This window comes from Rhodoferax mekongensis (assembly GCF_032191775.1).
GTDB lineage: Bacteria > Pseudomonadota > Gammaproteobacteria > Burkholderiales > Burkholderiaceae_C > Allorhodoferax > Allorhodoferax mekongensis.
The window spans coordinates 2,650,038-2,675,918 of the sequence record NZ_CP132507.1 but is presented as its reverse complement, the minus strand read 5'-3'; the positions used below and the strand labels follow the sequence as shown (position 1 = coordinate 2,675,918).

21 protein-coding genes, 1 pseudogene and 1 riboswitch are annotated in these 25,881 nt (G+C 60.4%); of the genes and pseudogenes, 15 read left to right on the top strand and 7 right to left on the bottom strand.

Going from position 1 to position 25,881, the window contains the following annotated elements:
- Positions 1-10 precede the first annotated feature (10 nt).
- The 10 genes from RAN89_RS12750 (at position 11) to RAN89_RS12705 (ending at position 11,950) form a co-directional block, all read left to right on the top strand.
- Complete coding sequence (locus RAN89_RS12750) at positions 11-1,612, top strand: cobyric acid synthase (protein WP_428984449.1); 1,602 nt, start codon at positions 11-13, stop codon at positions 1,610-1,612.
- Between the two features lie 17 nt (positions 1,613-1,629).
- Positions 1,630-1,819, top strand: a riboswitch (cobalamin riboswitch).
- Between the two features lie 45 nt (positions 1,820-1,864).
- Positions 1,865-3,025 (top strand): nicotinate-nucleotide--dimethylbenzimidazole phosphoribosyltransferase, encoded by a 1,161-nt coding sequence (cobT, locus tag RAN89_RS12745; RefSeq protein WP_313866664.1) that lies wholly within the window; start codon positions 1,865-1,867, stop codon positions 3,023-3,025.
- A gap of 18 nt (positions 3,026-3,043) precedes the next feature.
- Positions 3,044-3,898, top strand: coding sequence for an adenosylcobinamide-GDP ribazoletransferase (locus RAN89_RS12740; RefSeq protein WP_313866663.1), 855 nt, complete (start codon positions 3,044-3,046; stop codon positions 3,896-3,898).
- The gene (locus RAN89_RS12735; protein WP_313866662.1) at positions 3,895-4,437 is read left to right on the top strand and encodes a histidine phosphatase family protein; all 543 of its coding nucleotides are present in this window, start codon (positions 3,895-3,897) and stop codon (positions 4,435-4,437) included. Before RAN89_RS12740 ends, RAN89_RS12735 begins: the two co-directional genes overlap by 4 nt.
- Positions 4,438-4,639: 202 nt before the next feature.
- A complete protein-coding gene (locus tag RAN89_RS12730; RefSeq protein WP_313866661.1) occupies positions 4,640-5,659 on the top strand; it encodes a substrate-binding domain-containing protein in 1,020 nt (339 codons plus the stop codon).
- A 105-nt stretch (positions 5,660-5,764) separates the two neighbouring features.
- Complete coding sequence (locus RAN89_RS12725; protein ID WP_313866660.1) at positions 5,765-6,955, top strand: sugar ABC transporter permease; 1,191 nt, start codon at positions 5,765-5,767, stop codon at positions 6,953-6,955.
- Between the two features lie 8 nt (positions 6,956-6,963).
- Positions 6,964-7,767 carry an ATP-binding cassette domain-containing protein gene (locus tag RAN89_RS12720; protein ID WP_313866659.1) on the top strand — a complete coding sequence of 268 codons (804 nt, stop codon included), beginning with the start codon at positions 6,964-6,966 and terminating at the stop codon, positions 7,765-7,767.
- Positions 7,768-7,810: 43 nt separating this feature from the next.
- Complete coding sequence (locus RAN89_RS12715) at positions 7,811-8,941, top strand: ROK family protein (protein WP_313866658.1); 1,131 nt, start codon at positions 7,811-7,813, stop codon at positions 8,939-8,941.
- 43 nt (positions 8,942-8,984) lie between these two features.
- Complete coding sequence (locus tag RAN89_RS12710; protein ID WP_313866657.1) at positions 8,985-10,595, top strand: CRTAC1 family protein; 1,611 nt, start codon at positions 8,985-8,987, stop codon at positions 10,593-10,595.
- The gene (locus RAN89_RS12705) at positions 10,592-11,950 is read left to right on the top strand and encodes a vanadium-dependent haloperoxidase (RefSeq protein WP_313866656.1); all 1,359 of its coding nucleotides are present in this window, start codon (positions 10,592-10,594) and stop codon (positions 11,948-11,950) included. The genes RAN89_RS12710 and RAN89_RS12705 overlap by 4 nt, the downstream gene beginning before the upstream one ends.
- An 83-nt stretch (positions 11,951-12,033) precedes the next feature.
- Here the strand turns inward: RAN89_RS12705 and RAN89_RS12700 are convergent, their stop codons facing one another.
- Genes RAN89_RS12700 through RAN89_RS12690 form a run of 3 tightly spaced genes read right to left on the bottom strand, consistent with a single transcriptional unit; the run spans position 12,034 to position 14,332 of the window.
- A complete protein-coding gene (locus tag RAN89_RS12700; RefSeq protein ID WP_313866655.1) occupies positions 12,034-12,858 on the bottom strand; it encodes an HDOD domain-containing protein in 825 nt (274 codons plus the stop codon).
- A 26-nt stretch (positions 12,859-12,884) separates the two neighbouring features.
- Complete coding sequence (gene nth / locus RAN89_RS12695) at positions 12,885-13,529, bottom strand: endonuclease III (protein WP_313866654.1); 645 nt, start codon at positions 13,527-13,529, stop codon at positions 12,885-12,887.
- Positions 13,526-14,332 carry an HDOD domain-containing protein gene (locus RAN89_RS12690; RefSeq protein ID WP_313866653.1) on the bottom strand — a complete coding sequence of 269 codons (807 nt, stop codon included), beginning with the start codon at positions 14,330-14,332 and terminating at the stop codon, positions 13,526-13,528. The genes nth and RAN89_RS12690 overlap by 4 nt, the downstream gene beginning before the upstream one ends.
- Positions 14,333-14,453: 121 nt before the next feature.
- Between RAN89_RS12690 and RAN89_RS12685 the strand changes: the two genes are divergently transcribed.
- Positions 14,454-15,641 carry an aminotransferase-like domain-containing protein gene (locus RAN89_RS12685; protein ID WP_313866652.1) on the top strand — a complete coding sequence of 396 codons (1,188 nt, stop codon included), beginning with the start codon at positions 14,454-14,456 and terminating at the stop codon, positions 15,639-15,641.
- Between the two features lie 42 nt (positions 15,642-15,683).
- On the opposite strand, the gene RAN89_RS12680 is transcribed toward RAN89_RS12685, so the two are convergent.
- On the bottom strand, positions 15,684-16,292 hold the full coding sequence (locus RAN89_RS12680; protein WP_313866651.1) for a response regulator: 609 nt from the start codon (positions 16,290-16,292) through the stop codon (positions 15,684-15,686).
- 103 nt (positions 16,293-16,395) lie between these two features.
- On the opposite strand from RAN89_RS12680, the gene RAN89_RS12675 reads away from it, so the two are divergent.
- The gene (locus RAN89_RS12675; protein ID WP_313866650.1) at positions 16,396-17,040 is read left to right on the top strand and encodes a DsbA family oxidoreductase; all 645 of its coding nucleotides are present in this window, start codon (positions 16,396-16,398) and stop codon (positions 17,038-17,040) included.
- 18 nt (positions 17,041-17,058) lie between these two features.
- Positions 17,059-18,654 (top strand): alkaline phosphatase D family protein, encoded by a 1,596-nt coding sequence (locus RAN89_RS12670; protein ID WP_313866649.1) that lies wholly within the window; start codon positions 17,059-17,061, stop codon positions 18,652-18,654.
- Positions 18,655-18,704: 50 nt separating this feature from the next.
- On the opposite strand, the gene serB is transcribed toward RAN89_RS12670, so the two are convergent.
- Together serB and mfd are read right to left on the bottom strand one after the other, a co-directional pair.
- Positions 18,705-19,418, bottom strand: a complete 714-nt coding sequence (serB, locus tag RAN89_RS12665) for a phosphoserine phosphatase SerB (RefSeq protein ID WP_313866648.1) — start codon at positions 19,416-19,418, stop codon at positions 18,705-18,707.
- Positions 19,419-19,485: 67 nt separating this feature from the next.
- Positions 19,486-22,964 (bottom strand): annotated as a pseudogene (gene mfd, locus RAN89_RS12660) (transcription-repair coupling factor).
- 141 nt (positions 22,965-23,105) lie between these two features.
- On the opposite strand from mfd, the gene ispD reads away from it, so the two are divergent.
- Together ispD and ispF are read left to right on the top strand one after the other, a co-directional pair.
- A complete protein-coding gene (gene ispD, locus RAN89_RS12655; protein ID WP_313866647.1) occupies positions 23,106-23,867 on the top strand; it encodes a 2-C-methyl-D-erythritol 4-phosphate cytidylyltransferase in 762 nt (253 codons plus the stop codon).
- 88 nt (positions 23,868-23,955) lie between these two features.
- Positions 23,956-24,435 carry a 2-C-methyl-D-erythritol 2,4-cyclodiphosphate synthase gene (gene ispF, locus RAN89_RS12650; protein ID WP_313866646.1) on the top strand — a complete coding sequence of 160 codons (480 nt, stop codon included), beginning with the start codon at positions 23,956-23,958 and terminating at the stop codon, positions 24,433-24,435.
- A gap of 23 nt (positions 24,436-24,458) precedes the next feature.
- On the opposite strand, the gene RAN89_RS12645 is transcribed toward ispF, so the two are convergent.
- A complete protein-coding gene (locus RAN89_RS12645; protein WP_428984448.1) occupies positions 24,459-25,868 on the bottom strand; it encodes an ATP-binding protein in 1,410 nt (469 codons plus the stop codon).
- Positions 25,869-25,881 lie beyond the last annotated feature (13 nt).

The window sequence follows — 25,881 nt, the reverse complement described above, 5'->3', positions numbered from 1 at the left end:
TGTGAGACCAATGACCGCCAAATGCATCATGGTGCTGGGCACCACCAGCGGCGCAGGCAAGAGCTGGGTAACCACGGCCCTGTGTCGCTACTACGCCCGGCAAGGTCTCAAAGTCGTGCCCTTCAAGGCCCAGAACATGAGCAACAACGCGCGGGTCGTGTCATCGGCCAGCGGGCAGGGCGAGATTGGCAGCGCGCAGTACTTTCAGGCGCTGGCCGCCCGCACCGTGCCGGAAGTGCGCATGAACCCCTTGCTCTTGAAGCCCGAGCGCGACACGCACAGCCAGGTGGTGCTCATGGGCCAAGTCAGCCCCGAGTTGAGCGCTTTGCCCTGGCGGGGCCGTAGCCTCAAGGTGTGGCCGCAGATTGCCGCCGCCCTGGACGAACTGCGCGCGGAAAACGACGTGGTGGTGATTGAGGGCGCCGGTTCGCCTGCCGAGATCAACCTCAAAAGCAGCGATGTGGTGAACATGCGCGTGGCCAAACATGCGGATGCGGCGTGTTTGCTGGTAAGCGATATCGACAAGGGCGGCGCGTTTGCCCATTTGTATGGCACCTGGGCCTTGCTGCCGGAGGACGAGCGGCGGTTGATCAAAGGCTTTGTGCTCAACAAGTTCCGGGGCGATGCCACATTGTTGTCGCCCGCGCCCGAGCGGCTGCAGGAACTGACCGGCGTGCCCACGGTGGCAGTGTTGCCCCTGTGGTGGCAGCACGGCTTGCCCGAGGAAGATGGTGTGTTTGACGACCGCAGTGTGGCGCGCGGCTCTGTTGACCTGACTGTGGCGGTGATTGCCTACCCGCGCATGAGCAATCTGGACGAGTTCCAGCCGCTCAAGAACATTCCCGGGCTTAAGCTGCAGTGGGTGCGCAGCCCTTCTGAACTGTCAGGACTCAAGCCATCGGACTGGATCATCTTGCCGGGCTCCAAGCACACCAGTGGCGACTTGGCATGGTTGCGCGCGCAGGGCATGGATGCGGCGGTGGCGCAGCATGCGGAGCGGGGTGGGGCGGTGCTGGGGGTGTGCGGGGGCTTGCAGATGTTGGGCGAGGCCTTGATTGATCCGCATGGCATTGATGGCAATGCGCCGGGCTTGGGGCTGTTGCCGCTGGTGACGGTGTTTGCGGAGGACAAGACGGTTCGGCACACCTCGACGCGGTTTTTGGCTTCTTTGCAGGCGCACGCCGAAGGGGGCACGGCCGGGGGCCTCATGCTGCCAAACGCGCAGAAATCGGCCTCTGGCCATGCCCCCTCCGGCGCGGGTGTGGGCGGCAGCGATGTTGGGACAGCCTCTCCTTGGGCTGCGTTGGCTGGCGTGCCTGTCGCCGGCTATGAGATTCACCACGGGCAAACGGCGCAGCATGCGGCCATGGCGGCGGCGGGACATGTGGCGCAGGCGGTGTTGCCCGACGATCTGGGCTGGTGCAATGCGGCGGGCAATGTCATGGGCGTGTACTTGCACGGCATGCTGGAAGACGCTGCGGTGCTGCAAGCTTTGTTTGGTGAGCGCCTTCAGGGTGAAGTGCCCACCTTGGATAAAGTGTTTGACGGGCTGGCCGATTACATCGGCCAGCATTTCGCACCGGGCGTGCTGGATGGCTTGTTGAGGCGCTGAGCCCTCGCGGTGCACTGCTATCATCAGCTACTTCAGGTGCCCCTTGCTACGGCTTGGGGAGAATCGGGAAGACGGTGCGAATCCGTCGCGTGCCCAACGCTGTAAGGAGGATGCCCCTCGCAAAGTGCCACTGGCTGCCAAAGCCGGGAAGGCGCGTGGGGACAGTCGAATCCGAGCCAGAAGACCGGCCTGAAGCTTTCACAGTGCAGCAAGGCCGGGCTGCGCTCCATTGATTCAGCACAGGGGAATGCCATGAATACATCGCCGGCGCACGCCGCATCGGGCTCGCACGCCCAAACCACAGATACCGCAGCCGCTTGGGACCTCGTTGTCGGGCGGACGGCCTTGGCCGACATTGCCGATCCGGCATTGACGCAAGCACTGCAAGACACCCTCAACAACAAGACCAAACCGCTGGGCTCGCTCGGGCGTCTGGAAGATGCGGCCCTCAAGATCGGCCAGGTCTTGGGCAGCACCGCGCCCGTGCTGGAGCAGCCGCAGATGGTGGTGTTTGCGGGGGACCACGGGCTGACCGCACGGGGCATCTCGGCCTTCCCCAGCGATGTGACCTGGCAGATGGTGGAAAACTTTCTGGCGGGTGGTGCTGCCGTGAGTGTGCTTTCCAGGCAAAACGGTATCGCTCTGACGGTGGTGGACTGCGGCGTGAAGCGCGACTTTCTGGCGGGCTTGCCTGCAGGCAGCACACGGCCGGGGTTGCAAGTGCGCAAAGCGGCAGGTGCGGAGCTGGGTACGGCGGATTCGTCGGTGCAGCCCGCCATGACCACTGCGCAGCGCGACGAGGCGCTGCAGCACGGCATGGCACTGGTGCGTGACTTGCCCGGCAATGCACTCTTGCTGGGCGAGATGGGCATTGGCAATACCTCGGCCGCGTCCTTGTTGCTGGCGCGCTTGGCGGGGCTGGACATTGCCGTGTGTACCGGTGCAGGCACCGGCCTGGATGCACCTGCGGTTCAGCGCAAAACCGAGGTGCTGCGCGAGGTGCTGGCATTGCATGCCGAGTCCCGTGCGCCGCTGGATGCCTTGGCCGCCTTCGGTGGCTTTGAGATTGCGACCATGGTGGGCGTGGTCTTGCAGGCGGCGCATGAGCGGCGTGTGATTGTGGTGGATGGCTTTATCGCCACCAGCGCCGTGCTGGTGGCGCATGCCCTGCAGCCCCTGGTGTTGCAGCGCTGCCTGTTCGCGCATCGCTCAGGTGAGCGGGGCCATGAGTTCATGTTGCAGCACCTGGGTGTGCAGGCACTGTTGGATTTGGGCCTGCGCCTGGGCGAGGGCTCGGGGGCCGCACTGGCTTGGCCGCTGTTGCAGTCGGCCTGCACCATCCTGCGCGACATGGCCAGTTTTGCTTCGGCGGGCGTGTCTGAAAAGTCAGACGCATCGGTGGCGTTGGGCTGAGCCCGGCGTTCTGCCACCATGCGAGGATTCATTCGCCACTATCTGCTGGCCCTGCAGTTCTTCAGCCGCGTGCCGGTGACCGGCCGGCTGGCGGAGTGGGTAGGCTTCAGTCCGGCCATGCTCAGGGCCAGTGCGGCGCATTTCCCCGGCGTGGGTTGGTTGGTGGGAGCCGCGGTGGCGTTACTCACCTCGGGTTTGCTGGCGCTTTTGCCGTCCAACCCTTTCGCGCCCTTGGTGGCTGCCGCCTTGGGGACTGCGCTCAGTGTGGTGATGACCGGTGCCTTCCATGAGGATGGGCTGGCGGATGTGGCTGATGGTCTGGGTGGCAGCCTGAACCGCGACCGGGCGCTGGAGATCATGAAGGACTCGCGTGTGGGGGCTTTCGGTGCGATTGCCGTGATGCTCGCCCTCTTGTGCAAAGTGGCGTTGCTGGCGCTTTTGGGATCCATGGGCGCAGCTGTCATGGTGGGTGCAGTGTTTGCGGGGCATGTGGTCTCGCGCACGTGGCCGCTTTTGACCATACGCCTGCTGCCGCATGTGGGCGATGCGGCGCAGTCCAAGTCCAAGCCCCTGGCGAACCAGATTGCTTATTCAGCCTTGCTGGCGGCGGCTCTGTGGTGTTTTGGGGCGCTGGCGCTCATGGGCTGTGCGCCGATAGCTATAAAAACAGTAGCGCTTCCGGTTGCCGCAAGTGCCTGGTGGTCGGCCCTTGCCGGTGGCATGGCGGCCGCAGCGCTCGCGTGGCTGTGGATGCTTCGCTGGTTTGCGCAGCGCCTGCAAGGCTTCACGGGTGACTGTCTGGGTGCGACGCAGCAGGTAGGTGAAATTGCCTTCTACTTGGGCATGGCCTGTGCGCTTGGGGCCGCTGTATGACGCTGTGGTTGGTGCGGCATGCCAAGGTTCTGGCCGAGCCCGGTGTGTGCTACGGCGCGCTGGAGCTGGAGAGCGATCCTGCGGCCACACGGGCAGCAGCCGCGGCACTGGCCGGTGAGTTGCCGCTGGGCATCCCCTTGCGATGCTCACCCCGACAACGTTGCCGTGCGTTGGCCGTGGCGCTGCGCAGCGTGCGGGCCGACTTGCCCGTGGAGGTCGTGGATCCGCGGTTGGCAGAGATGGACTTCGGTGTGTGGGAAGGGCAGCCTTGGAGTGCCATCGGCAAAGAGGTGCTAGATGCCTGGACGGCGGACTTCTGGGGTCACCGGTTCGGCGGACAGCAGAGTGTGGCCGAGTTCATGGCCCAGGTTTCCGGGGCCTGGCAAGAGCACCATCAGCGGCAGGAGGATGCGGTGTGGATCACCCACGCCGGGGTCATCCGGGGCTGTGAGCTCTTGAGTCGGGGTTTGGGGGGGGCGCTCCAGTCGCACGAGTGGACCGGGACAGAGGTGCCCACTGGAGCGTGGTTGCGTTTGTAAGTGTTTATTAACGATAAACAATCGTTAATGAACCTGTAACCTTGTTTGCACGCCTCTCGGTATTTCCCCTAGTGTAGGAGGCCAGAAATCTGGTGGACACTTCGTCTACTGTCCGAACTAACTCATGCAGTCCATGGGCGGCGGTAGGTAAAAGTTGATTCAACACAGACGCCCATATCGGGTAATTATTCTGGAGACATACATGAAATTTCAACGTCAATTGACCGCTTTGGCACTGGCCATGGCTGCCGGTTCCTCTTTTGCTCAGCTGACTGTCGGCGTGAGCTTTGACGCCTACCAGGAAGAGCGCTGGAAGACTGACGAAGCAGCCATCAAGGCCGAGTTGGCCAAGAGCGGCGCCAAGTACATCATGTCGGACGCTGGTTCTTCTACCGAAAAGCAATTGACTGACATCGACAGCTTGATCGCCAAGGGCGCCAAGGTCCTGATCATTCTGGCCCGCGACAAGGACGCCATCCTGCCTGCCGTGAACAAGGCTGCCCAGCTGAAGATCCCAGTGATCGCTTACGACCGTTTGTTCGAAGCTCCCGGCACCACTTACATCACTTTCGACAACAAGGAAGTGGGCCGCATGACTGCACGTGCGATTCTGGCGGTCAAGCCCAAGGGCAACTACGCCATCATCAAGGGTGACCCAGGCGACAACAACGCCAACTTCCTGCGTGAAGGCCAAGGCGAAGTTCTGGAAGCCGCAATCAAGAGCGGTGACGTGAAGATCGTTGGTGAAGAGTTCACCGCCGGTTGGAACCCCCAGAACGCCCAGAAGAACATGGAACAGATCCTGACCAAGAACGGCAACAAGGTTGACGCCGTTGTGGCTCAGAACGACGGTATGGCCGGTGGCGTAGTGGCTGCTTTGACAGCCAAAGGCTTGCAAGGCATCCCCGTGTCCGGCCAGGACGGCGACCACGCTGCTCTGAACCGCGTGGCTCTGGGTACCCAGACTGTGTCCGTGTGGAAGAACTCTGCTGACCTCGGTACCGCTGCTGCCAAGGCTGCTGTGGAACTGGGTTCCGGCAAGCCTGTGACTGGCGCGGCTGACTGGGCCGGTGGTCCCAAGAAGGTGACCCTGAAGTCCATCTTCCTGAAGCCTATCCCTGTGACCCAAGCCAACCTGGATGTGGTCTTGAAGGCTGGCTACATCAAGAAAGACGTTCTGTGCAAGGGCGTGGACGTGTCCAAAGTGGCTGCTTGCAAGTAAGCGTTTTTTCTAACAGTTGTTAGCCATTCACCGCGGGCCGGGCTTGAGCTTGGTGCCCGCGGTGTTGTTTTAGAACTCCGTTTTCGGTTTCGTTTGGGGAAGTCAATGAATCAAGCTCTAAAAAACTTGAAGCATTCGGCCATCGATTGGCGCATGGTGCTGATGACCGCAGTGTTGGTGGTCACCACCGTTATCTTTAATGTTCTGTCTGGCGGTATCTTTTTCTCTGCCGAAAACTTGTACAACATCGCGCAGCAGACTGCGGTGGTCGGCATTTTGGCAACCGTCATGGTGCTCATTATTGTGGCTCGCCACATCGACCTCTCCGTCGGTTCGGTGATGGGTTTTGTGGGTGTGCTCATTGCATTCTTGATGTACACCCTGGAGTGGTCTTGGCCGACTGCTTGTTTGGCAGGGCTTGCGGCAGGGATCGTGGTGGCTGTTTACCAGGGCTTGTTGACGGCCTACGTGGGTGTGCCTTCTTTTGTGGTCACTTTGGGGGGGTTGATGTCCTTCCGTGGTGCGGCTTATCTGGTGGCTGACGGCAAGACGCAGCCTTTGTCAGATCCTTTCTTTTTGAAGCTGGGTGGTGGCTTTAACGGTGGCATTGGCACCACTGCCAGCTGGATTCTGGGTGGCGTGATTTCTGTGTGCATTGTCTTGTCCATGCTGGCCAAGCGCCGCTCCAAGCAACGCTATGACGTGCCGACCAACTCCTTGGGGATGGACATTGCACTGTCTCTCATTCCTATCGTTCTGGTGCTGGGCTTTGTCGCAGTGATGAACGCCTACCAGATCCCCGGCAAGGATGACGCTCAGGGCGTTCCCATCCCCGTGTTGATCTGGGGTGCGGTGGCGGTGGTGATGGCCTTCATCGTGCACCGTACGCGCTTCGGCCGTTACGTGTTTGCCATGGGCGGCAATCCGGATGCGGCAGCCTTGGTGGGTATTCCCGTCAAGCGCGTGACCATGATGCTGTTTCTGCTGTTGGCGGTACTCACCACCATCGCAGCGATTGTCGCAATTTCCCGTCTGAATGCCGGTACCAACTCTTTGGGCAACAACCTGGAGTTGCTGGTGATTGCCGCGACGGTGATCGGTGGCACAGCGCTGGCGGGCGGTAGCGGGACGATTCTGGGCTCCGTGTTGGGTGCCCTGATCATGCAATGCATTGACAGCGGCATGCTGCTGCTGGATGTCTCCATCGGTACCCGCTACGTGATCATCGGACAGGTGCTTATTGCAGCCGTGGTCTTTGATGTGGCTTATCGCAAATGGACGGGAGATGTGCTGTGAGCACCAACATGGAAACGACTAAAACCAAAGCTGCCGTGGACACCAGCAAATGCCTGGTGGAAATGCGCAACATCAATAAGGCCTTCGGCGGTGTGCATGCGGTGGAAAACGTCAGCATCAACCTGTACCCCGGTGAAGTTGTGGCCGTGCTGGGTCACAACGGTGCGGGTAAATCGACGTTGATGAAGATGCTGGCTGGTGCCTACCCGATTGACAGTGGCGACGTGATCATCAATGGCACCAAGGCGCACATCCGCACCCCTGCGGATGCGCAAGCAGCAGGGATTGAATCCATCTACCAGACACTGGCCTTGGCAGACAACCTGGATTCGGTGGCCAACCTTTTTCTTGGACGTGAGCTACTCACTCCGTGGCGGACATTGGACGACCACCGCATGGATGCGGATGCCCGCAAGGTGTTTCAACGTCTGAACAAAAACTTCAAGAACTACCACACGCCTGTGCGCCGGCTGTCTGGTGGTCAGCGTCAGGTGGTGGCGATCTCACGGGCGATTTACTTCAACGCCCAGATCCTCATCATGGACGAACCCACAGCGGCTTTGGGCCCTGAGGAAACGGCAATGGTGGCCAAGCTCATTGAGCAGCTCAAAGCGGAAGGCGTGGGCATTTTCCTGATCAGTCACGACATGCACGACGTGTTTGCCTTGAGCGATCGTCTGGCCGTCATGAAGAACGGCAAGATGGTGGGAACCTACCGCACCCAGGACGTGACCGAGGACGAAGTGTTGGGCATGATCATTCTGGGGAAAAAGCCGGAAGGCAAACCCGAGTGTGAGCGCAATCCCCAGTAATCCGATGGTGTGTGTGCTTGGCGTTGACTGTTGAGCGCATTGCATGAAAACGACGGGTGATTTGCAGTTGCTCAGGCGGATCAATCGCAGTGTTTTGCTGCGACTGATCCGCAGCCAGCCCGGCCTTTCAAGGGCCCGTTTGGCCACTCTGAGCGGTTTGACCAAATCCACCGTCAGTGGGCTGGTGCGTGAATTGCTGGACGAACACTGGCTCACAGAGCCCATAACACCTGTGGCGGGGCAGGGTATGGGCAGGCCATCCACTCCGCTGGAGATAGACGCCAACAAGCGCGTGCTGGTGGGTATTGAGATAGCGGTGGATTGCGTCCGTATTGTCTCTGTCTCATTGACAGGGGAGGTGCTCAGCCACCACGAGGCGGTGCTGGATGACCCGAGGCCAAGCAGTGCTTGCGCATTGGCAACCCGGCTTCTGAGCGCCCTGACGCGTGAGCTGGATGTGAACCATTGGTTGCTGACGGGTGTAGGCGTGTGTTTGCCTGGCGCCATTGACGAGGCAGGCGGCATAGTCCGCTTGGCACCGAATCTTGGTTGGCGAAATGTCCCCTTTCTGGAGATGCTTGCGCAAGAGTTTGGCAGGCTGGGTATACCGGCTACCCAAATCCATTTGCAGAATGACGGAGATACCGCTGCCCTCGGCGAATACGAATTCGGTGGCGGTGGTAATGAAGATCCGCTGATTTTTTTGAACTGCGATGTGGGCGTGGGAGCCGGGGTTGTACTGAACGACCGGCTTTTTACCGGAGCACGGGGTACGGCCGGTGAAATCGGGCACACCGTTTTGCAGGTCAACGGACCGCTTTGCTCATGCGGGCGTCGGGGATGCGCAGAGGCTTTTGTGGGCGCGCGGGCTCTCCAGGAGCACACAAGCCTGGACCATGCAGCGCAGTACCTGGGAATGATGCTGCAAAACGTGGATGCCATGTTCAATCCACGGGTCATCGTGATCGGAGGGCGCTCCACCTTCGAGCATCCGGGGCTTGTGGATGCTGCGCGCCAAACGCAATGTTCTTACGCCCAATCAGCAGGTATGCAAGCTCCGGAGGTGAGGCCCGCACGTTATGGCTTGCATGCTGCTGCAGTGGGTGCTGCGGCCTTGGTTTTGCATGAGTTTTTGCGCCCCCTTTTGAAGGATGCCAACCAGGTGGCTGGATAGTGATGTACACGGCGTGGTTCAGGATTAATCGAGGAATTTAGTAATGATGTTCAGAAAATTAGCTTACGTGCTTGTCGCGAGCTTGATGCAGCAAGCGTTTGCGCAAGGAGGTGCCTTGCCCGCAACGCCCAAGTTTGTAGAGGAGACAGATACCGCAGGTTTGCAGGTCCGCTTTGAAGGGCAGGATGAATTCATGGTCGGCGGCGGCGTTGCGGTTTTTGACTGCGATGGAGATGGACTGCCCGAGATGTATGTCACGGGTGGTGTGAACAAGGCCAAGTTCTATCGCAACAAGAGCATGCGGGGTGGGCCGATCAAATTGCAAGAGCAGCGCTCCAATATGGAGGTGACCAATGCGACCGGTGCTTACCCGATAGACATTGATGCGGACGGGAATGTTGATCTGGTGGTTCTACGCGTTGGCGAGTTGGCGGTTTTCCGTGGTTTGGGTCAGTGCAAGTTTGAGAATGCCAATGCGCGCTGGAACATTCCGCCCAGCAATGATTGGCACACTGCGTTTTCTGCCACTTGGGAGAAAGGGCAGACCTTGCCGACCATGGCCTTCGGCAGTTACTACGACCGCAGTCGTCCTGATTTTCCATGGGGTACCTGCACGCCCGGCTTCTTGATGCGGCCAGATGAAAGTGGCAAGGCGTATGGCGCACCGGAAAAACTCTCACCGGGTTACTGCGCGCTCAGCATGTTGTTCTCTGATTGGAACCGCAGCGGACAAGCGAGTCTGCGGGTGTCCAACGACCGCGAGTATTACCAGGGCGGACAAGAGCAGTTGTGGAAAGTGGCACCGGGCGCGCCAGCAAAGCTATACACCGAGCAAGACGGATGGAAGCAACTCCAAGTCTGGGGTATGGGTATCGCTGGCCATGACATTGATGGTGATGGCTACCCTGAATACTTCATTACCAGCATGGCGGACAACAAGTTCCAGAAGCTGGAAGCAGGGCCCGGCAAACCAAGCTATATCGATCAGGCCTACAAGCGGGGTATCACGGCGCATCGCCCCTATGTAGGTGGCGATATCCACCCCAGCACAGCTTGGCATGCCCAATTTGCGGACGCCAACAACGATGGTTGGGCTGATCTTTTCATCGTTAAAGGCAATGTGTCATCCATGCCTGACTTTGCGATTCTGGACCCCAATAACCTATTGCTCCAGGAGCCGGACGGGCACTTCACCGAGGTGGGTCAGCAAGCCGGCGTCGCCAGTTTCAAGCGCGGGCGGGGCGGCATGATGGCGGATTTGAACGGTGACGGTTTGCTCGATATGGTGGTGGTGAACCGCCAGGACAAAGCACAACTGTGGCGCCACGTGGGTGCGGGCGCGGCAGAGAAACCTGTGCCCATGGGTCACTGGGTGCAGCTCCGTCTGCAGCAAGGCGGCGGCAACCGGGATGCCATAGGCGCCTGGGTGGAAGTGGATCTGGGAGGGCGCATTGAACGTCAGGAGTTGACCATTGGAGGCGGCCATGCGAGCGGGCATCTTGGTTGGATGCACTTTGGCCTGGGCAATGCCAAAGACGTGAAGTTCCGCGTGCAGTGGCCACATGAAGATTGGGGCCCATGGCAAAACGTCGCGTCTGATGCGTTCTACGTCGTCAACCGGGAGACAGGTGTTCAAGCCTGGAAAGCACAATGAAAGTCCGAACCTTCGTTTTGGCCACTGCGGCTTCCTTTGCGACCCTCCTGAGTCCCATCAGCGTGGCGCAGCCGGCCCAAGTGGTGGTGGCAAAACCAGCGAATTCCTATAGCTCCGGAGTGGTATACGACTGGTTCTTTCTGGCTTTTCAGCTCATTCAGCAAACACCCGGCTTCAGCCCGCCGATCGCCGCACGCGCGCTCGGGTACATGGGCCTTACTCTGTATGAGTCTGTGGTGCCCGGCATGCCCGGTTACCAAAGTTTGGCCGGGCAACTCAATGAGTTGAGCTCCTTGCCCTGGGCTCAGCCTGATGAGCCTTTGCATTGGCCAACGGTAGCCAACGCGTCCATGGCCACCATGACACGGATGATGTTCAGCAACGCCAGCGCTGAGAACAAAGCGCGCATTGACACCCTGGAGCGTAGCCTGCCCCTGAAGTACACCCAGGACTTTGATCCCAACAGCGTTACAGCGGAGATGACCAACCGGTCCGAGACTTTCGGCAAATTGATGGCCATGGCCATCATGACTTGGGCACGCACGGATGGTGGTCATGAAGCCTGGGGGCCTATCCGCAGGCACCAGCAGAACTATGTCCCGCCCAGTGGAACCGGTAAATGGTCTGCCACACCTCCTGCTTTTGCAGCACCCTTGCTGCCCTATTGGGGCAAGAACCGTCCCTTCGTGATGAAGACGGCCGATGACTGCCCTGCACCCACGCCACCAGCCTATTCTGAAGAACCGGGTTCCGCCTTCTACAAGGACGGCATGGAGGTGTACCAGATCAGCCGTGCTGCAACACAAGAGCAACGTCAGTTTGCGCTGTATTGGGCGGACGACGCAGGCAAAACTCCTACCCCTGCCGGTCACTGGGCGTATGTCACCAACGATTTGTTGCGCAACAATAAAGCAGATCTGGGAACAGCGGCGGAAGTCTTTGCACGCTTGAATATGGCCATGTCCGATGCCTTCGTAGCGGCGTGGAACACCAAGTACAAACTCAATGTGCTACGTCCTGTGACCTATGTACAACTGGTTATTGATAGCAATTGGACTCCCAGTTTGATGCCCACGCCACCGTTTCCGGACTATCCCTCGGGCCATTCTGTGCAGAGCAGTGCGGCAGCTGCGGTGTTGGGCAAGATGTTTGGTGCCAATACGGCTTTCGTCGACAACACACATAACGATCGAGGCTGGGGCCCCCGAACTTTCAAGAGCTTCAAGGCGGCAGCGGATGAAGCCGCAGCCTCCCGTATTTTCGCCGGTATTCACTACCGTTTTGCCAGCGAAGGCGGAAAGCCCCAAGGCCAGTGCGCAGCAGACAAGGTGCTGGCGCTCAAGTTCAGGCGATAGATACTAAGAAAAAGGGGCCCCTCTGGTCCCTTGGTTTGCTATTGTTCGGCCCAGGCAGTCAAAGCGCCATGGGAGCGGACTCGTCAATTTGACAATAGTGCGGAGATGTCGCTGAACATCTCCGGGTCGGGGACGCTCTCGCGCAAGTCATTTACGTTCAAGCCCAAATAACCCAAGATTTGTGGCGACGAACTGGCCACTGCTTCCAGGATGGCGGCATGGTCTTGGCTCTGGTCGGCCCAGAGCGCAGCCAGGTGCACAACCGCACACAGGCGCGACTGATTGACTGCGGCCAAGGCATCCGCGCAATGACCGAGGGCCAAGACCACTTCTTCGGGGAAATCCCAGCGGCGGGCTACCTCGCCGGTAAGTTGGCCTTCATCGAATCCGATGTACTCACGCTCACGCTTCCAACGTTCGCCGGGTGCACGTGGCAGTTGTTCAATGGGGGCAATGATGTCGGGACTGTGCAACGACAACACCAGCTCTCCCAAGCGCAGCATCATGGCGGTGAGCCAAGCCTGCTGCTCATCCAGACCGGTTTTGCGAGCCAGAAATTTCGCGTAGCCCGCGCAAACCATGCTGTAACGCCAGAACTCCAGACGGTTAATGCTTTCGGGCAACTTGAAAACTTGTGACATACAAATGCCTAGCGCCCGGGCGCGGATCTGCGCCATGCCGACCACACTGACGGCGTTGTCCAAGGTCGTGACCGAACGGGACAAGCCGAACAGGGCACTGTTGGCCATGCGCAGCAAGGTCGTGGTCAGGGCAGGGTCTTTGGCGATGATGTCACGCACGGTCACCACGTCCGCATCTTCATCATTCAGAGTGCGAATCAGCGCATGGGCTGCCTCCGGCATCACAGGCAATTTGACCGTTTGGATGAATGTATTGATGTCCGCCATGAAGCTTTGCTGGTTACAGTGTTCTCTCAATCCGCGGGTGCGGGCGTTTTGAGTTTATATCCACAAGCTTGATTTACGCTGCATTGCCAGCACAAAGGTTTGCGGGCCTGGCAAACATAACGCCCATGAAGGATGAGCCAATGGTGTGCGTCAACCATATAGCGGGCAGGTATGCGCTTGAGCAACTTTAGCTCAACTTCCAGCGGTGTCTTGCCGGGGGCCAGACCCGTGCGATTGCCCAAGCGGAAAAGGTGTGTGTCCACTGCCATGGTCGGTTGACCGAAAGCCACATTCAACACCACATTGGCAGTTTTGCGACCGACGCCGGGCAGCGCTTCCAGGGATTCCCGATCCGCAGGTACCCGCCCTCCATGCAGATCCACCAGCATGCGGCAGGTTTCCATCAGGTGCTTGGCTTTGCTTCTAAAAAGGCCAATGGTCTTGATGTGCTCTTCCAGGCCTGACAAGCCGAGAGCGAGAATTTTCTGTGGCGTGTTGGCAACTGCAAACAGCTTGCGGGTGGCTTTATTGACCCCCACATCGGTCGCTTGCGCCGACAGCAAAACGGCCGCCAGCAACTCGAAAACAGAGCTGAACTCCAGCTCGGTTTGCGGATTGGGGTTGGCGGCCTGCAGGGTTGCGAAAAAGTTTTCTATCTGGGCGGGTTTCACAAGGCAGTGATGTTGACAAAAGTTTCTTCTTTGGGGAATTTCGCGTGCAGCCAGTCTATGTCCAGCATGAGCGCTGAAATCACGTCGGTCGGCAGAGTATCGATGACATCGGGACCGTTGTGATCCGTCTCTGCCATTAACCCCGCCAGATGGACTACACCGGCCAGTCGGGAAAATCCATGGGTAGTGACTGGCTCGGCCGATTGGGCCAGCGCTTGCACCATCTGGGGCGGAAAATTCCAGCGACGTGCCAGCTCTGAAGTGATTTGGCCTTCGGTGAAACCGGTGAGCCGGGCTTCACGTTGCCATCGCACACCGGGGATATGTGGCAGTTTTTCAATTTCTTGCAGCACGTCCGGCTCTGCTTGCACGATCAGCAGCTCGCCCAAGCGCAGCATCATGCCGGTGAGCCACGCTTGCTGCCCGTCCATGCCCAGGCCAGTGGCAAGCCACTGGGCATAGCCTGCACAGGCCATGCTCGTACGCCAGAATTCTTTACGGTCAAGCCCCGGAATCGTCGGAAAAGATTCGCTCAAACAAGCGCCCAGCGCTAAAGTACGCACCTTCGACATGCCCACCATGGTGATAGCATCATCCAGACTGCTGACGCCACGGGGCAAGCCGAACTGGGCGCTATTGGCCAAGCGCAATAGCTTGGCTGAAAGTGCCGGGTCTTTGGCAATGAGGTCACGTATTTCGGGGATGCCCGCACTGTCGTCATTCAGGGTTTGAATGAGTGCGTGGGCCACCTCGGACATGGATGGCAATTTCACGGTTTCAAAGAACGCTGCGAGCTGGGTCATGTCGTCTCCTGGTTAATCAAAGTGACCGGTGTCGATGACAATTTACCTGAAGTAAGGCGACTTGAGAATCTGGTTTTGCTCGGGTTATTAATATTTTTTTGTTTGAATTGTGAAATTAAATATGCAATTTGCAGATCGTTTGAACAACGTCGAAACCTCAGCCATCCGTGAGCTGTTCAAGCTGCTCGGCAAGCCCGGCATCATCAGTTTTGCCGGCGGCTTCCCTGACCCCGCCTTGTTTGACGTCGAAGGCATTCGCGAATCAACGGACGCAGTTCTTAAAAACAATCCCGGCCCGGTGCTCCAGTACGGCGCTACCGAGGGCTATCAACCGCTGCGCGAAGGCATCAGCCAACACATGGCCGGTAAAGGTGCTACGGTAGCGCCCGATGGTTTGATCGTGACTACAGGCAGCCAGCAAGCCTTGGACCTCATTGGCAAGACCATGATCTCACCGGGTGACAAGGTCATCATGGAGGCGCCCACATTTCTGGCCACCATTCAGTGTTTCCGCCTATATGGCGCACATGTGATCGGTGCACCGATTGATGCGGACGGTGTGGATGTGGACAAGCTCGAAGCCTTGATTGCGGAGCACAAACCCAAGCTGGTATACCTGATTCCCTCGTTTGGTAACCCCAGTGGCGCCATGCTGAGTCTTGAGCGCCGCAAACGCATTCTGGAGATAGCCGTCCGCACTCAGACACTGGTGGTGGAGGATGACCCCTACGGTGAGTTGTTTTTTGACCAGGCGCCACCGCCCAGCCTGCTGGCCTTGAGCGACGAAGTACCCGGCAGCCGCGAGTGGCTGGCGCATTGCGGTTCGTTCAGCAAGGTGCTGAGCCCGGGTTTGCGTGTGGGCTGGTTGATTGCGCCGCCTGCCTTGCTAGGCCGTGCCACCATGTGCAAACAATTCAGTGACGCGCACACCAGCAACCTGACCCAAGCGACGGCTGCGCAATATCTCACGCTCAACCGTTTGCCGACTGCTTTAGCGGCGGTGCGTGCTACCTATGCCGAACGCGCCCGTGTGATGGCTGCGCGTTTGCAAGCGGAACTCGGCGATGCCATTGCGTTTGATGCACCCCAGGGCGGCATGTTTTTCTGGGCACGCCTGACGGGTGCCAACGGAAAACCAACCCACGCAGGCGATTTTGCGAAGCGGGCTATCGACAAACTGGTGGCCTTCGTCCCTGGCGCGCCGTTCTATGCACACGATCCGGATCAGACTACATTGCGCCTGAGTTTCGCCACGGCTGATGTGGCCAAGATTGAAGAAGGCATTGCGCGGCTCGGTCAGGCGCTGTGAGGTTGCCTTACGGCCTTTGAATTTGCAGCGGTCGCTGCAAATTCAAAGTTTGCGGAGTTTGGTTGCAGGCACCATGCCGCTCACGTTGGACAACTGAACGACCAACTCCCCGCGGCGGAAAATGACGTGTCTCACGGTGTCCCGCACGCCTTGGTACTCCACGTAATCGCCTGCCTTGTAGGCTGGCACATCAGGCACTACCGGTACGACGGGTACCGCGCGCGGGCGCCTGTAGCCCGGCATGCGCCGTCCGACCTCATGGTTGTCCTGTCCCCATTGCTCCAATGCTTTGCCCATGGCGGCCTTGATGTCTGCCGCCGCAAAGGGCTTGGCCAGCTGAAACATGGCGCCGGCGTTGCGGGCCAAAGTGTCCAGCTCTTCATCCAACCGTGCGCTCATCAGGGCCCAGCGCAAATCAGGTGTGCCTTTTTTTACCTCCGCAGCCAAAAGCAATCCTGTGGTCTGTTCTTTGGAAAAGCAATCGGTGAGCAAAAAGTGGGGCGCCTGCTCCCGTGCCGATGCGAGAGCCGCCTCCGGCGTAGAGGCCACCGCCACCCAGGCCGGCTCAAAGCCATAGCCGGTGATCAGGTTTCTGGCAAAAGTTTGTAATGCAGGGCTGCTGTCAGCAACCAGAAAACGCACGGCAGACATACGGTAAGGTGTAGGGGAAAACGCTGCCCAGATTTTAGGTGGCAGCGCACCATTTATTGTGAAAACCAACACACCGGTGCCGGAAATAGGCGACCGGCCTCATATGACCACTACGCTCAAAATTGATTTCGTCTCCGATGTGTCCTGCCCCTGGTGCGCCATCGGCTTGCAATCCCTGGAAACTGCACTTTCCCGCCTTCAAGGCGAGGTCGAAGTGCAGATGCAATTCCAACCCTTCGAGCTCAACCCGCAGATGGTGCCCGAAGGGGAGGACATCACGGAGCACCTGAGCAAGAAGTACGGATCCACCCCGGAGCAAGCCGCTGCCGCCCGCGAGAACATCCGCGCCCGGGGTGAGGCGCTGGGCTTTACCTTCAACATGGACAAGCGCGCCCGTATCTACAACACCTTCGATGCGCACCGGCTGTTGCACTGGGCCGAAGACACCGGCTTGCAGACAGCCCTTAAAAAAGCGCTGTTCAAGGCCTATTTCACCGACGGCAAGGACCCGAGTCAGCATGCAGTGTTGATAGAGGCGGCCGAATCGGTGGGTTTGTCCGGCGACGAGGCACGTGCAGTGCTGGCAGGTGATGAGTTTGCCGACGCGGTTCGGGAGCAAGAGCAGTTCTATTTGAATGCCGGCATTCACTCGGTGCCGGCGGTGGTGATCAATGACCGGCACTTGATCTCTGGTGGGCAGCCGCCAGAGGTGTTTGAACAGGCTTTGCGCCAGATCGCTGCGGAGTAGGCGTACCGCGTATTCACCATGGCTGCGGACACTCCCTCGTTCCCCGACCGGCGCCGTGTATTGGCGATGGCTGCAGCCATCGGCGGGGGCTTATGGCTGCCCGACAGTGCCCGCGCTCAGCCCCGATTGATCAGTGACCCGTTTGCACTGGGTGTTGCCAGTGGCTCGCCACGGCACGATTCGGTGGTGTTATGGACACGTTTGGTACAGGCGCAAGCGGCTGACACTGCCGCATGGGGTTCCTCCCCAGTGGCTGTGCGATGGGAAGTCGCCCATGACGAAGGCTTCCAACGCATGGTGCAAACCGGCTCGGTGCATGCGGCGCCGGAACTGGCGCACGCGGTGCATGTGGAAGTGCAGGGCCTGGAGCCGGATCGCTGGTATTTCTATCGCTTCCAAATCGGCACGGCGCAGAGCGCTACGGGGCGCACCCGCACTTTCCCCGCGCCGGGTGCCGCCGCGCAGAAGCTGCGCTTGGCTTATGCGTCCTGCCAGCATTGGGAGCACGGCTTTTACAGCGCCTACCGGCACATGCGAGCAGAGAACCTCGATGCCGTGATGTTTCTGGGCGACTACATCTACGAGTACGGGGGCACCAGCAAGTCTGTGCGCCGCGTGCCCACCAACGCCACTGTCTCTTTGGATGATTACCGCGCCCGCTATGCGCTGTACAAGAGCGACATTGATTTGCAGGCCATGCACGCAGCCTGCCCGTGGATCATGACCTGGGACGACCACGAGGTGCAGAACGACTATGCCGGCGGAGTGCAAGGCACTTTCGGGCCGGAGGTGCCGGACTTTGCCGCACGCCGGCTGGCGGCCTACCAGGCCTATTACGAACATATGCCTCTGCGGGCTTCAGTGCTGCAAAAAGCCTTGGCGGGTGTGATGCAAACCGGCAGCGAACTACGGCTGTATGACCGTGTAGCCTTCGGTCGTTTGGCGGTGCTGCACACGGTGGATGACCGCCAGTACCGCGACCGGCAGGCCTGTACCAAAGGCGGGGCATTCGGCTCCAGCGGGGTGAATCCCGCGGCCTGTGCGAGTTGGAATGACCCTGCCCGAACCTTGCTGGGCATGGAGCAGGAGCGGTGGTTGGAACAGTCCTTGGCGATTGGCGGCGGCACCTGGAGCGTGATCGCCCAGCAAACCGTGTTCGGGCAGCGGGATTTCAGACCCGGCGACGGCCTAGTGCTCCACAACGACGGATGGGACGGCTATGCGCCTGCACGGTCCCGTCTCACCCAGGCCTTGCAGCGGCACAAGGTCAGCAATCCGGTGTTTCTGGGGGGCGATGTGCACTCCAACTGGGTCGGCCATGTGAAAGCCGATTACGCGCGTCCGGATAGCAAAGCGGTGGGCGTGGAGTTTTGCGGCACCAGCATCACTTCCCGTGGAGGGGATAACAAAGGTCTGGCCGAGGTACTTGCGGAGAACCCGCACTTCGTCATGGCGGACCGCGAGCGGCGCGGTTATGGGGTGGCGGAGTTCACCCCGCAACAGCTCAGCGTGAGCTTGCGGGTGGTGGATGACGCGACCCGCGCAGACAGCGATGTCAGCACGCTGGCCGCATTTGTCGTGGAACAGGGGCAGCCCAAGGTCAACAGCGCCTGAGGGCGGCCGGTGAGCGCCCCCACCGGCACCCCAAGGTCTTTAGCAGACCATCAGACCTTCAGTACGTCCAACAGGCGGTCCAAGCCGCCCTCGTTGATGGCGACCTGCGCTTGCTCGCGCACGGCAGGCTTGGCGTGGAATGCCACCGAGAGGCCCGCTGCGCCCATCATGGGCAGGTCGTTGGCGCCGTCGCCGACTGCAATGCACTGATCGGGGCGGATGTTCAGCAGGGACGCAACCTCCAGTAACGTGCGGCGTTTCTCGGCTCCGTCACAAATGTCCCCCCAAGCCTGCTGCACCAGGGCGCCGGTGAGGGCGCCGTTTTCGATTTGCAAGGCGTTGGAGCGCATAAAGTCTATGCCCAGCAGCTCGCACACATACGAGGCAAAGTAGGTAAAACCGCCGCTCACCAGCAGCACTTTGAGCCCGGCCTGTTTGCAGGCGGAAACCAGCGCAGTCGCGCCGGGGTTCAAACGCAGTCGCTCGGTCTTGACAGCGTGCAGGTCAGCCTCGGTCACGCCCTGCAGCAGGGCGAGGCGACGGCGCAGGCTGTCTTTGAAGTCGGTGATCTCGCCGCGCATGGCGGCTTCGGTGATGGCGGCCACCTGGGCCTTGCGACCCACTGCATCTGCAATTTCGTCAATGCACTCGATGTTGATGAGGGTCGAGTCCATGTCGAATGCGATGAGCTTGTAGTGGCTCAAGCGCAGCGCATCGGGCAGGTTCTGGACGACGAGGCCGGGGGAGATTTCGTTGCTGGGCATAGGTGGTTTTGCTATAAGTTTGGTAGCTGCTCGCGCAGGTGCGATGTGCGCCGGGGGCTGATTTTGTTTATACGGAGGCCTTCTCGGCGACGGGTTGACCCAAAGAGCGCAGGATGTCGCGCACCATCTGGGCCCGGTCTTTGACTTCGGGCAGCTCGCGTTCGATGCGAAGCTTCTCGTTGCCGGCCAGCTTGATGTGCTTGTTCTTCTGGATCAGCTCGATGAGCTTGATCATCTCCACCGGCGGGTTCTTCTTGAAGGTGATGTGGATGACGCCCGGTGCGGCGTCGACCTTGATCACCCCATAAGGCTTGGCGATCACACGCAGGCGGTGCACGTCAATCAGCGTCTGGGCCTGGGCCGGCAGCTTGCCGAAGCGGTCCACAATTTCTTCCAGCAGCCCGTCGACCTGGTCGGTAGTCTTGGCGGTCGCCAGCTTTTTGTAGAACGACAGGCGCAAGTGCACGTCGCCGCAATAGTCGTCGGGCAGCAGGGCGGGGGCGTGCAGGTTGATCTCGGTGGTGACGTTGAGTGGGCTCAGCAGGTCCGGCTCCTGGCCGTTCTTGAGGCAGCGCACGGCCTCACTCAACATCTCGTTGTAGAGCTGAAAACCCACTTCCAACATATTGCCGCTCTGGTTTTCGCCCAGCACTTCGCCGGCCCCCCGGATTTCCAGGTCGTGCATGGCCAGGTAAAAGCCGCTGCCCAGTTCTTCCATTTGCTGAATGGCGTCCAGGCGTTGTTGCGCCTGTTTGGTCAGGCCCTCGATGTCGGGCACCATCAGGTAGGCATAGGCTTGGTGGTGGCTTCGTCCTACGCGGCCGCGCAGCTGGTGCAGCTGGGCGAGGCCGAACTTGTCGGCTCGGCTCATGACAATGGTGTTGGCGCTCGGCACGTCAATGCCGGTCTCGATGATGGTGGAGCACAGCAGCAGGTTGTAGCGCTGGGCCACAAAGTCGCGCATGACGGCCTCCAGCTGGCGCTCGGGCATCTGGCCGTGGGCCACGGCGATACGGGCCTCCGGCAGCAGCTCTTCGAGTTTCTGGCGGCGGTTCTCAATCGTCTCCACCTCGTTGTGCAAGAAGTAGACCTGCCCGCCGCGCTTGAGTTCGCGCAGCACGGCCTCGCGGATCACGCCATTGCCCTCGGTGCGCACAAAGGTTTTGATGGCGAGGCGGCGCTGCGGGGCGGTGGCAATCACGCTCAGGTCGCGCAGGCCTTCGAGTGCCATGCCCAGCGTACGCGGGATAGGGGTGGCGGTGAGCGTCAGCACATCTACCTCAGCACGCAGCGCCTTCATCTGCTCTTTGTGGCGCACGCCGAAACGGTGCTCTTCGTCGATGATCAAGAGCCCCAGGTTTTTGAACTGGGTGGACTCGGACAACAGCTTGTGCGTGCCCACCACGATGTCCACCGTGCCATCGGCCACGCCCTTGAGCGCAGCGGTAATTTCCTTGCCACTGCGAAAGCGGCTCATCTCGGCAATCTTCACCGGCCATTTGCTGAAGCGGTCCACCAGGGTCTGGAAGTGCTGCTCAGCCAAGAGCGTGGTGGGCGCCAGAAACGCCACCTGCTTGCCGCCGGTCACGGCGATGAAGGCCGCACGCAAGGCCACCTCGGTTTTACCGAAACCCACGTCGCCGCAGACCAGACGGTCCATGGGGCGGGGGAAATCATGTCCTGGATCACGCAGTGGATGGCGGCCTTCTGGTCGGCGGTTTCTTCAAAGCCGAAGTCGTTGGCAAAGGTCTCGTAATCGCCCGGGCTGTAGCGGAAGGGGTGTCCTTCGCGGGCGGCACGGCGGGCGTAGATGTTGAGCAGCTCGGCCGCGCTGTCACGCACCTGCTCGGCCGCCTTGCGTTTGGCTTTTTCCCACTGGCCGCTGCCCAGGCGGTGCAAGGGCGCTTCGTCGGCGCTCACGCCGGTGTAGCGGCTAATCAACTGCAGCTGGCTGACCGGCACATAGAGCGTGGCCTTGTCGGCGTATTCCAAGTGCAAAAACTCTTGCAACTCAGGCTCACCGGCAGCGTTTTTGTTGCCCATGTCCATGTGCATCAAGCCGCGGTAGCGCCCGATGCCGTGGGAGCTGTGCACCACCGGGTCGCCTACGTTGAGCTCGGAGAGGTCTTTGATCAGCGCTTCCACATCGCTGACCTGCTCCTGCTTTTTGCGGCGGCGGGTCGTGGGGCCGGCGGCAAACAGCTCGGTCTCGGTGATGAGGTCAATGCCCATCTCCAGCCAACTGAAGCCCTTGGTGAGACCCGAGGTGGCGATGCCGATGGGCTCTTGGCTGTCCAGAAATTCCTGCAGGCTGTCAAAGGCCGGCGGGCTGAACTGCGAGGCGCGCAAAAAGTCCAGCAGGCTTTCGCGCCGGCCATCGCTCTCGGCCAGCACCAGCAGGCGCTGCTGGGTGTTGCGCGCGTGCTGTTTGAGCAAGGCCAGCGGCTCTTCGGTGCCGCGCACCACGCCCAGCTCGGGCAGCGGGCTGACCTCAGAAAACTCGGTGCCTTCGGATTGGGCACGAATGGCCAGTTGGGCATGCTCGTTGGCCTTGGCGTAAAACTGCTCCGTGCCGAGAAACAGGCTATCGGGCGGCAGCACCGGGCGGTCCGGATCGCCCTGTACCAGGCGGTAGCGGTCTTTGGTGTCTTGCCAGAAACGCTGGAAGGCCGGCTCCAAGTCGCCATGTAGCACCACGGTCGCGTCTGCGCCCACGTAGTCGAACACGGTGGCTGTTTCCTCGAAGAACAGCGGCAGGTAGTACTCAATACCCGCGGTGGCTACGCCATTGCCTATGTCCTTGTAGATGCGGCTCTTGGTCGGGTCGCCGTCCAGCAGTTCGCGCCAGCGGCTGCGGAACTTGGCGCGGGCGTCGTCGTCCATGGGGAACTCGCGGCCGGGCAACAGGCGCACTTCGGGCACCGGGTACAGGCTGCGTTGGCTGTCGGGGTCAAAGGTGCGGATGCTGTCGATCTCGTCGTCAAACAAGTCCACGCGGTAGGGCACCAGGCTTCCCATGGGGAAGAGGTCGATCAGCCCGCCGCGCACCGCGTATTCGCCGGGACTCACCACCTGCGTGACATGGCTGTAGCCCGCCAGCGTGAGCTGGCTTTTGAGGCGTGCCTCGTCCAGCTTTTGTTTGACCTTGAACTCGAAGGTGTAGCCCGCCAGAAAGCTGGGGGGGGCCAAGCGGTACAGCGCGGTGGTGGCGGGCACGATGACCACGTCGGCCCCGTTTTCCTTGTCGCGCTGGCTGATGCGCCACAGGGTGGCCAGACGCTCACTGATCAGATCCTGGTGCGGCGAAAAGGTGTCGTAAGGCAGGGTTTCCCAGTCGGGGAAGAGTGCGCAGCGCAGGTCCGGCGCGAAGAAGACAATTTCTTCCAAGAGGCGCTGTGCGTCGCTGGCGTCCGCGGTGACCACCGTCATAGGCTTGCCCGCTGCTTTCTCCCGGGTGCCCAGGCGTGCCAGCAACATGGCGTCGGCAGAGCCGGTGGGGCGGGGCAGGGTGAAACGTTTGCCGGGGGTGAGCTTGGGAAGATCCATGAATCGGTGGGGTGCAGTCTGGGCGGCCAAAATAGGTGCAGCCGCCTGAAGGGGCGGCTGGCGTGCAATGAGCCCCACGCCAGAAAAATCGGGTGTGGGGCTGGATTGCGCAAGGGTGATTTTAGAATGGTCGCTCCCTTTATGACCCAAACGCCTCCCATATCCCCTTTGTCGCCCGCCGAAGCGCGCCCGGTCCCGTCACATTCCGCTGTGAGTCCTCGACTTTGGGGTCTGGTGCCCTGCGCAGGCACTGGCAGTCGCTCCGGTGCGGCCGGCCCCAAGCAATACGCCGTGTTGGGCGGCCAGGCCATGGTGCTGCACACCCTGCAGGCTATGGCTGCGGTGGAGCGATTGGCGGGTATTCAGGTGGTGGTATCGGCTGGGGATACGTTTTTTGAATCCGCTGTCCCACCTCGTGGTGCTCCTGTTTTTGTAGCTGCCTGCGGAGGCTCCACGCGCGCTGGCAGTGTGTTGAATGGACTTTCTGCTTTGCTGGAGCAGGGTGCTCAAGCGCAGGATTGGGTGCTGGTGCACGATGCCGCGCGCTGCCTGATCACCGCTTCCGATGTGAACCGGCTGATTGACGCGTGCCAGCACGATGCCGTCGGTGGTCTGCTGGCCTTGAAGCTGCCCGACACCCTGAAGCAGGAACAAGGCGGCCGCGTAGCCGCGACGGTAGACCGCAGTGACAAGTGGCTGGCCCAAACGCCGCAGATGTTCCGTATCGGTGCCTTGCAAGCTGCCTTGCGGGCGGCCGGTGATGCGGTGACGGATGAAGCCAGCGCGCTGGAATTCGTGGGGCAAAGCCCTAAGCTCGTCGAAGGCAGCGCCCAGAACTTCAAGGTCACGTACCCGCAAGATTTTGCGTTGGCAGCTGCGGTGCTGGCTGCGCGAGCCAGGTAGCTAACGGAAACACTATCTTTTTCATAGCTGCTCGCGCATATTCCATGGGCGTCAGAATCACATTTGAACCAAAAACCGGAATCCATACATGAACATCCGCATCGGTGAAGGCTGGGACACCCACCAACTGGTCGAAGGCCGCAAGCTCATTCTGGGTGGGTTGGAAATCCCGCATACCAGAGGTCTGCTGGGGCACTCGGACGCCGATGCCTTGTTGCACGCCATCACCGACGCGCTACTGGGAGCCGCAGCGCTGGGCGACATCGGCAAGCACTTTCCTGACACCGACGCGCAGTACAAAGGCGCGGATTCCACCGTGCTGCTGGCCAAAGTGGCGGCTGATGTGCGGGCGCTGGGTTACCACATCATCAACCTTGATAGCACCGTGATCGCCCAGGCGCCCAAGCTGGCGCCGCATATTCAGGCCATGCGGGAACGCATTGCGTTTGTGCTGGATCTGGATATCGGTTGCGTGAACGTCAAGGCCAAAACAGCGGAGAAGATGGGCCCGGTAGGGGAAGGTCGCGCCATGGAAGCGCGTGCGGTGGTTCTGCTCAGCAAACCCTGAGCGTTGCCCTTCCCCGGGCTGCCCTAGAAGCGCGTGGCCCTTTGCAGTCGCAGGTTCGCGGACAGGCCGCCAGAGCTGGAGTTGGCAATGTGGAAAGTGCCGCCCATGCGCTGCATGGTTTTTTCGACGATGGCCAGGCCCAAACCGGCTCCGTTAGCGGCGGTGCGCGCGGCCTCCCCGCGAAAGAAGGGCTGGGTGAGCTGGTAGAGCTGTTCGGGTGCAACACCGATGCCGTGGTCACGGACCTTCACCAGCACCCACTTGTCTTTGGCTACTGCCGAAATGTGGATGTCCGCAATGCCGGTATGCACGGATTTGCCATAGCGCCGGGCGTTCTCCAGCAGGTTGGTAATGACTCGGCCTAGCTCTACCTCATCGGCATAGACCAGCAGGTCATCTTCCATGTCCACCCGGACTTGCACGTCCGGCAGCTTGCGCATGGAATAAATGCAGGTATCCACCACATCACCCAGGACCACCGGCGTGAGGCTTACGCGGTCAGGTCGTGCATAGTCAAGAAACTTGTCGATGATGGCGTCGAGCTGGCTGATATCCGCCGCCATGTGGGCGCGGGCCTCCTCGTTGTTGACACTCATCTCGGTTTCCAAGCGCAGGCGGGCCAGTGGGGTGCGCAGGTCGTGTGAAATGCCGGCCAGCATCAGCGCGCGGTCTTGCTCCACTTTGGCCAGTTTCTGGGCCATGCGGTTGAAGCCGATGTTGACCTCGCGGATTTCGCTGGTGTTCACATGTTCGTCGAGCTGGCTGGCGCTGAAGTTGCCTTCCCGCATGCGGCTGGCCGCAAACGAAAGCTCTTTCAGCGGGCGATTGATCAGGCCCGCAATCAGGGCCGCACCGGCCAGGGACATGACGGTAGCTACCAAAAGCCAGATCAGCCAGGTCGTGCCACCTGCAGGGTTGAACTTGGCTTGGTCGGTTTGCAGCCAGTAATCGTCCCCGTCAATCACAAAGCTGACCCACAGACCCGGCTGGCCATTCACGCTGCTGGCCACGACGGTGCCCTTGCCAAGGCGGGTACCCAGCTCAGCCACGACCCGGCGGCTGAAGGCGTCGTTGTCTTTGGACTCAAAGGTGTCGCCAGGCTCGCGCGGCACAATGCGCAGACCTTCCTCGTCCTTCATGGTCTTGATGAGTGAAATGCGGCCAATGCCATCGGCATAGACCAGCGCCGCCCGGCTCAGATTGACCTGGGAGGCCAGCAACTGGGCTGTCTGCACGGCACGGGGCTCAAATTCCAGAGCTCGCAGCGTCTGCAACCACGCGAGGATGCTGCCGATCAGCAGAATGGCGATCAGGAAAAAGGTGCGCCAAAACAGACTGACCCGGGAGAACGGCTTGCGCCATCCACTGGGTTCATCCTCCGCCAGGTCGGCCGGAGCGCTGGCGTCGAAGTCGGGAAGTTGGGTGGCTTGCAATCGGGAGAACCTG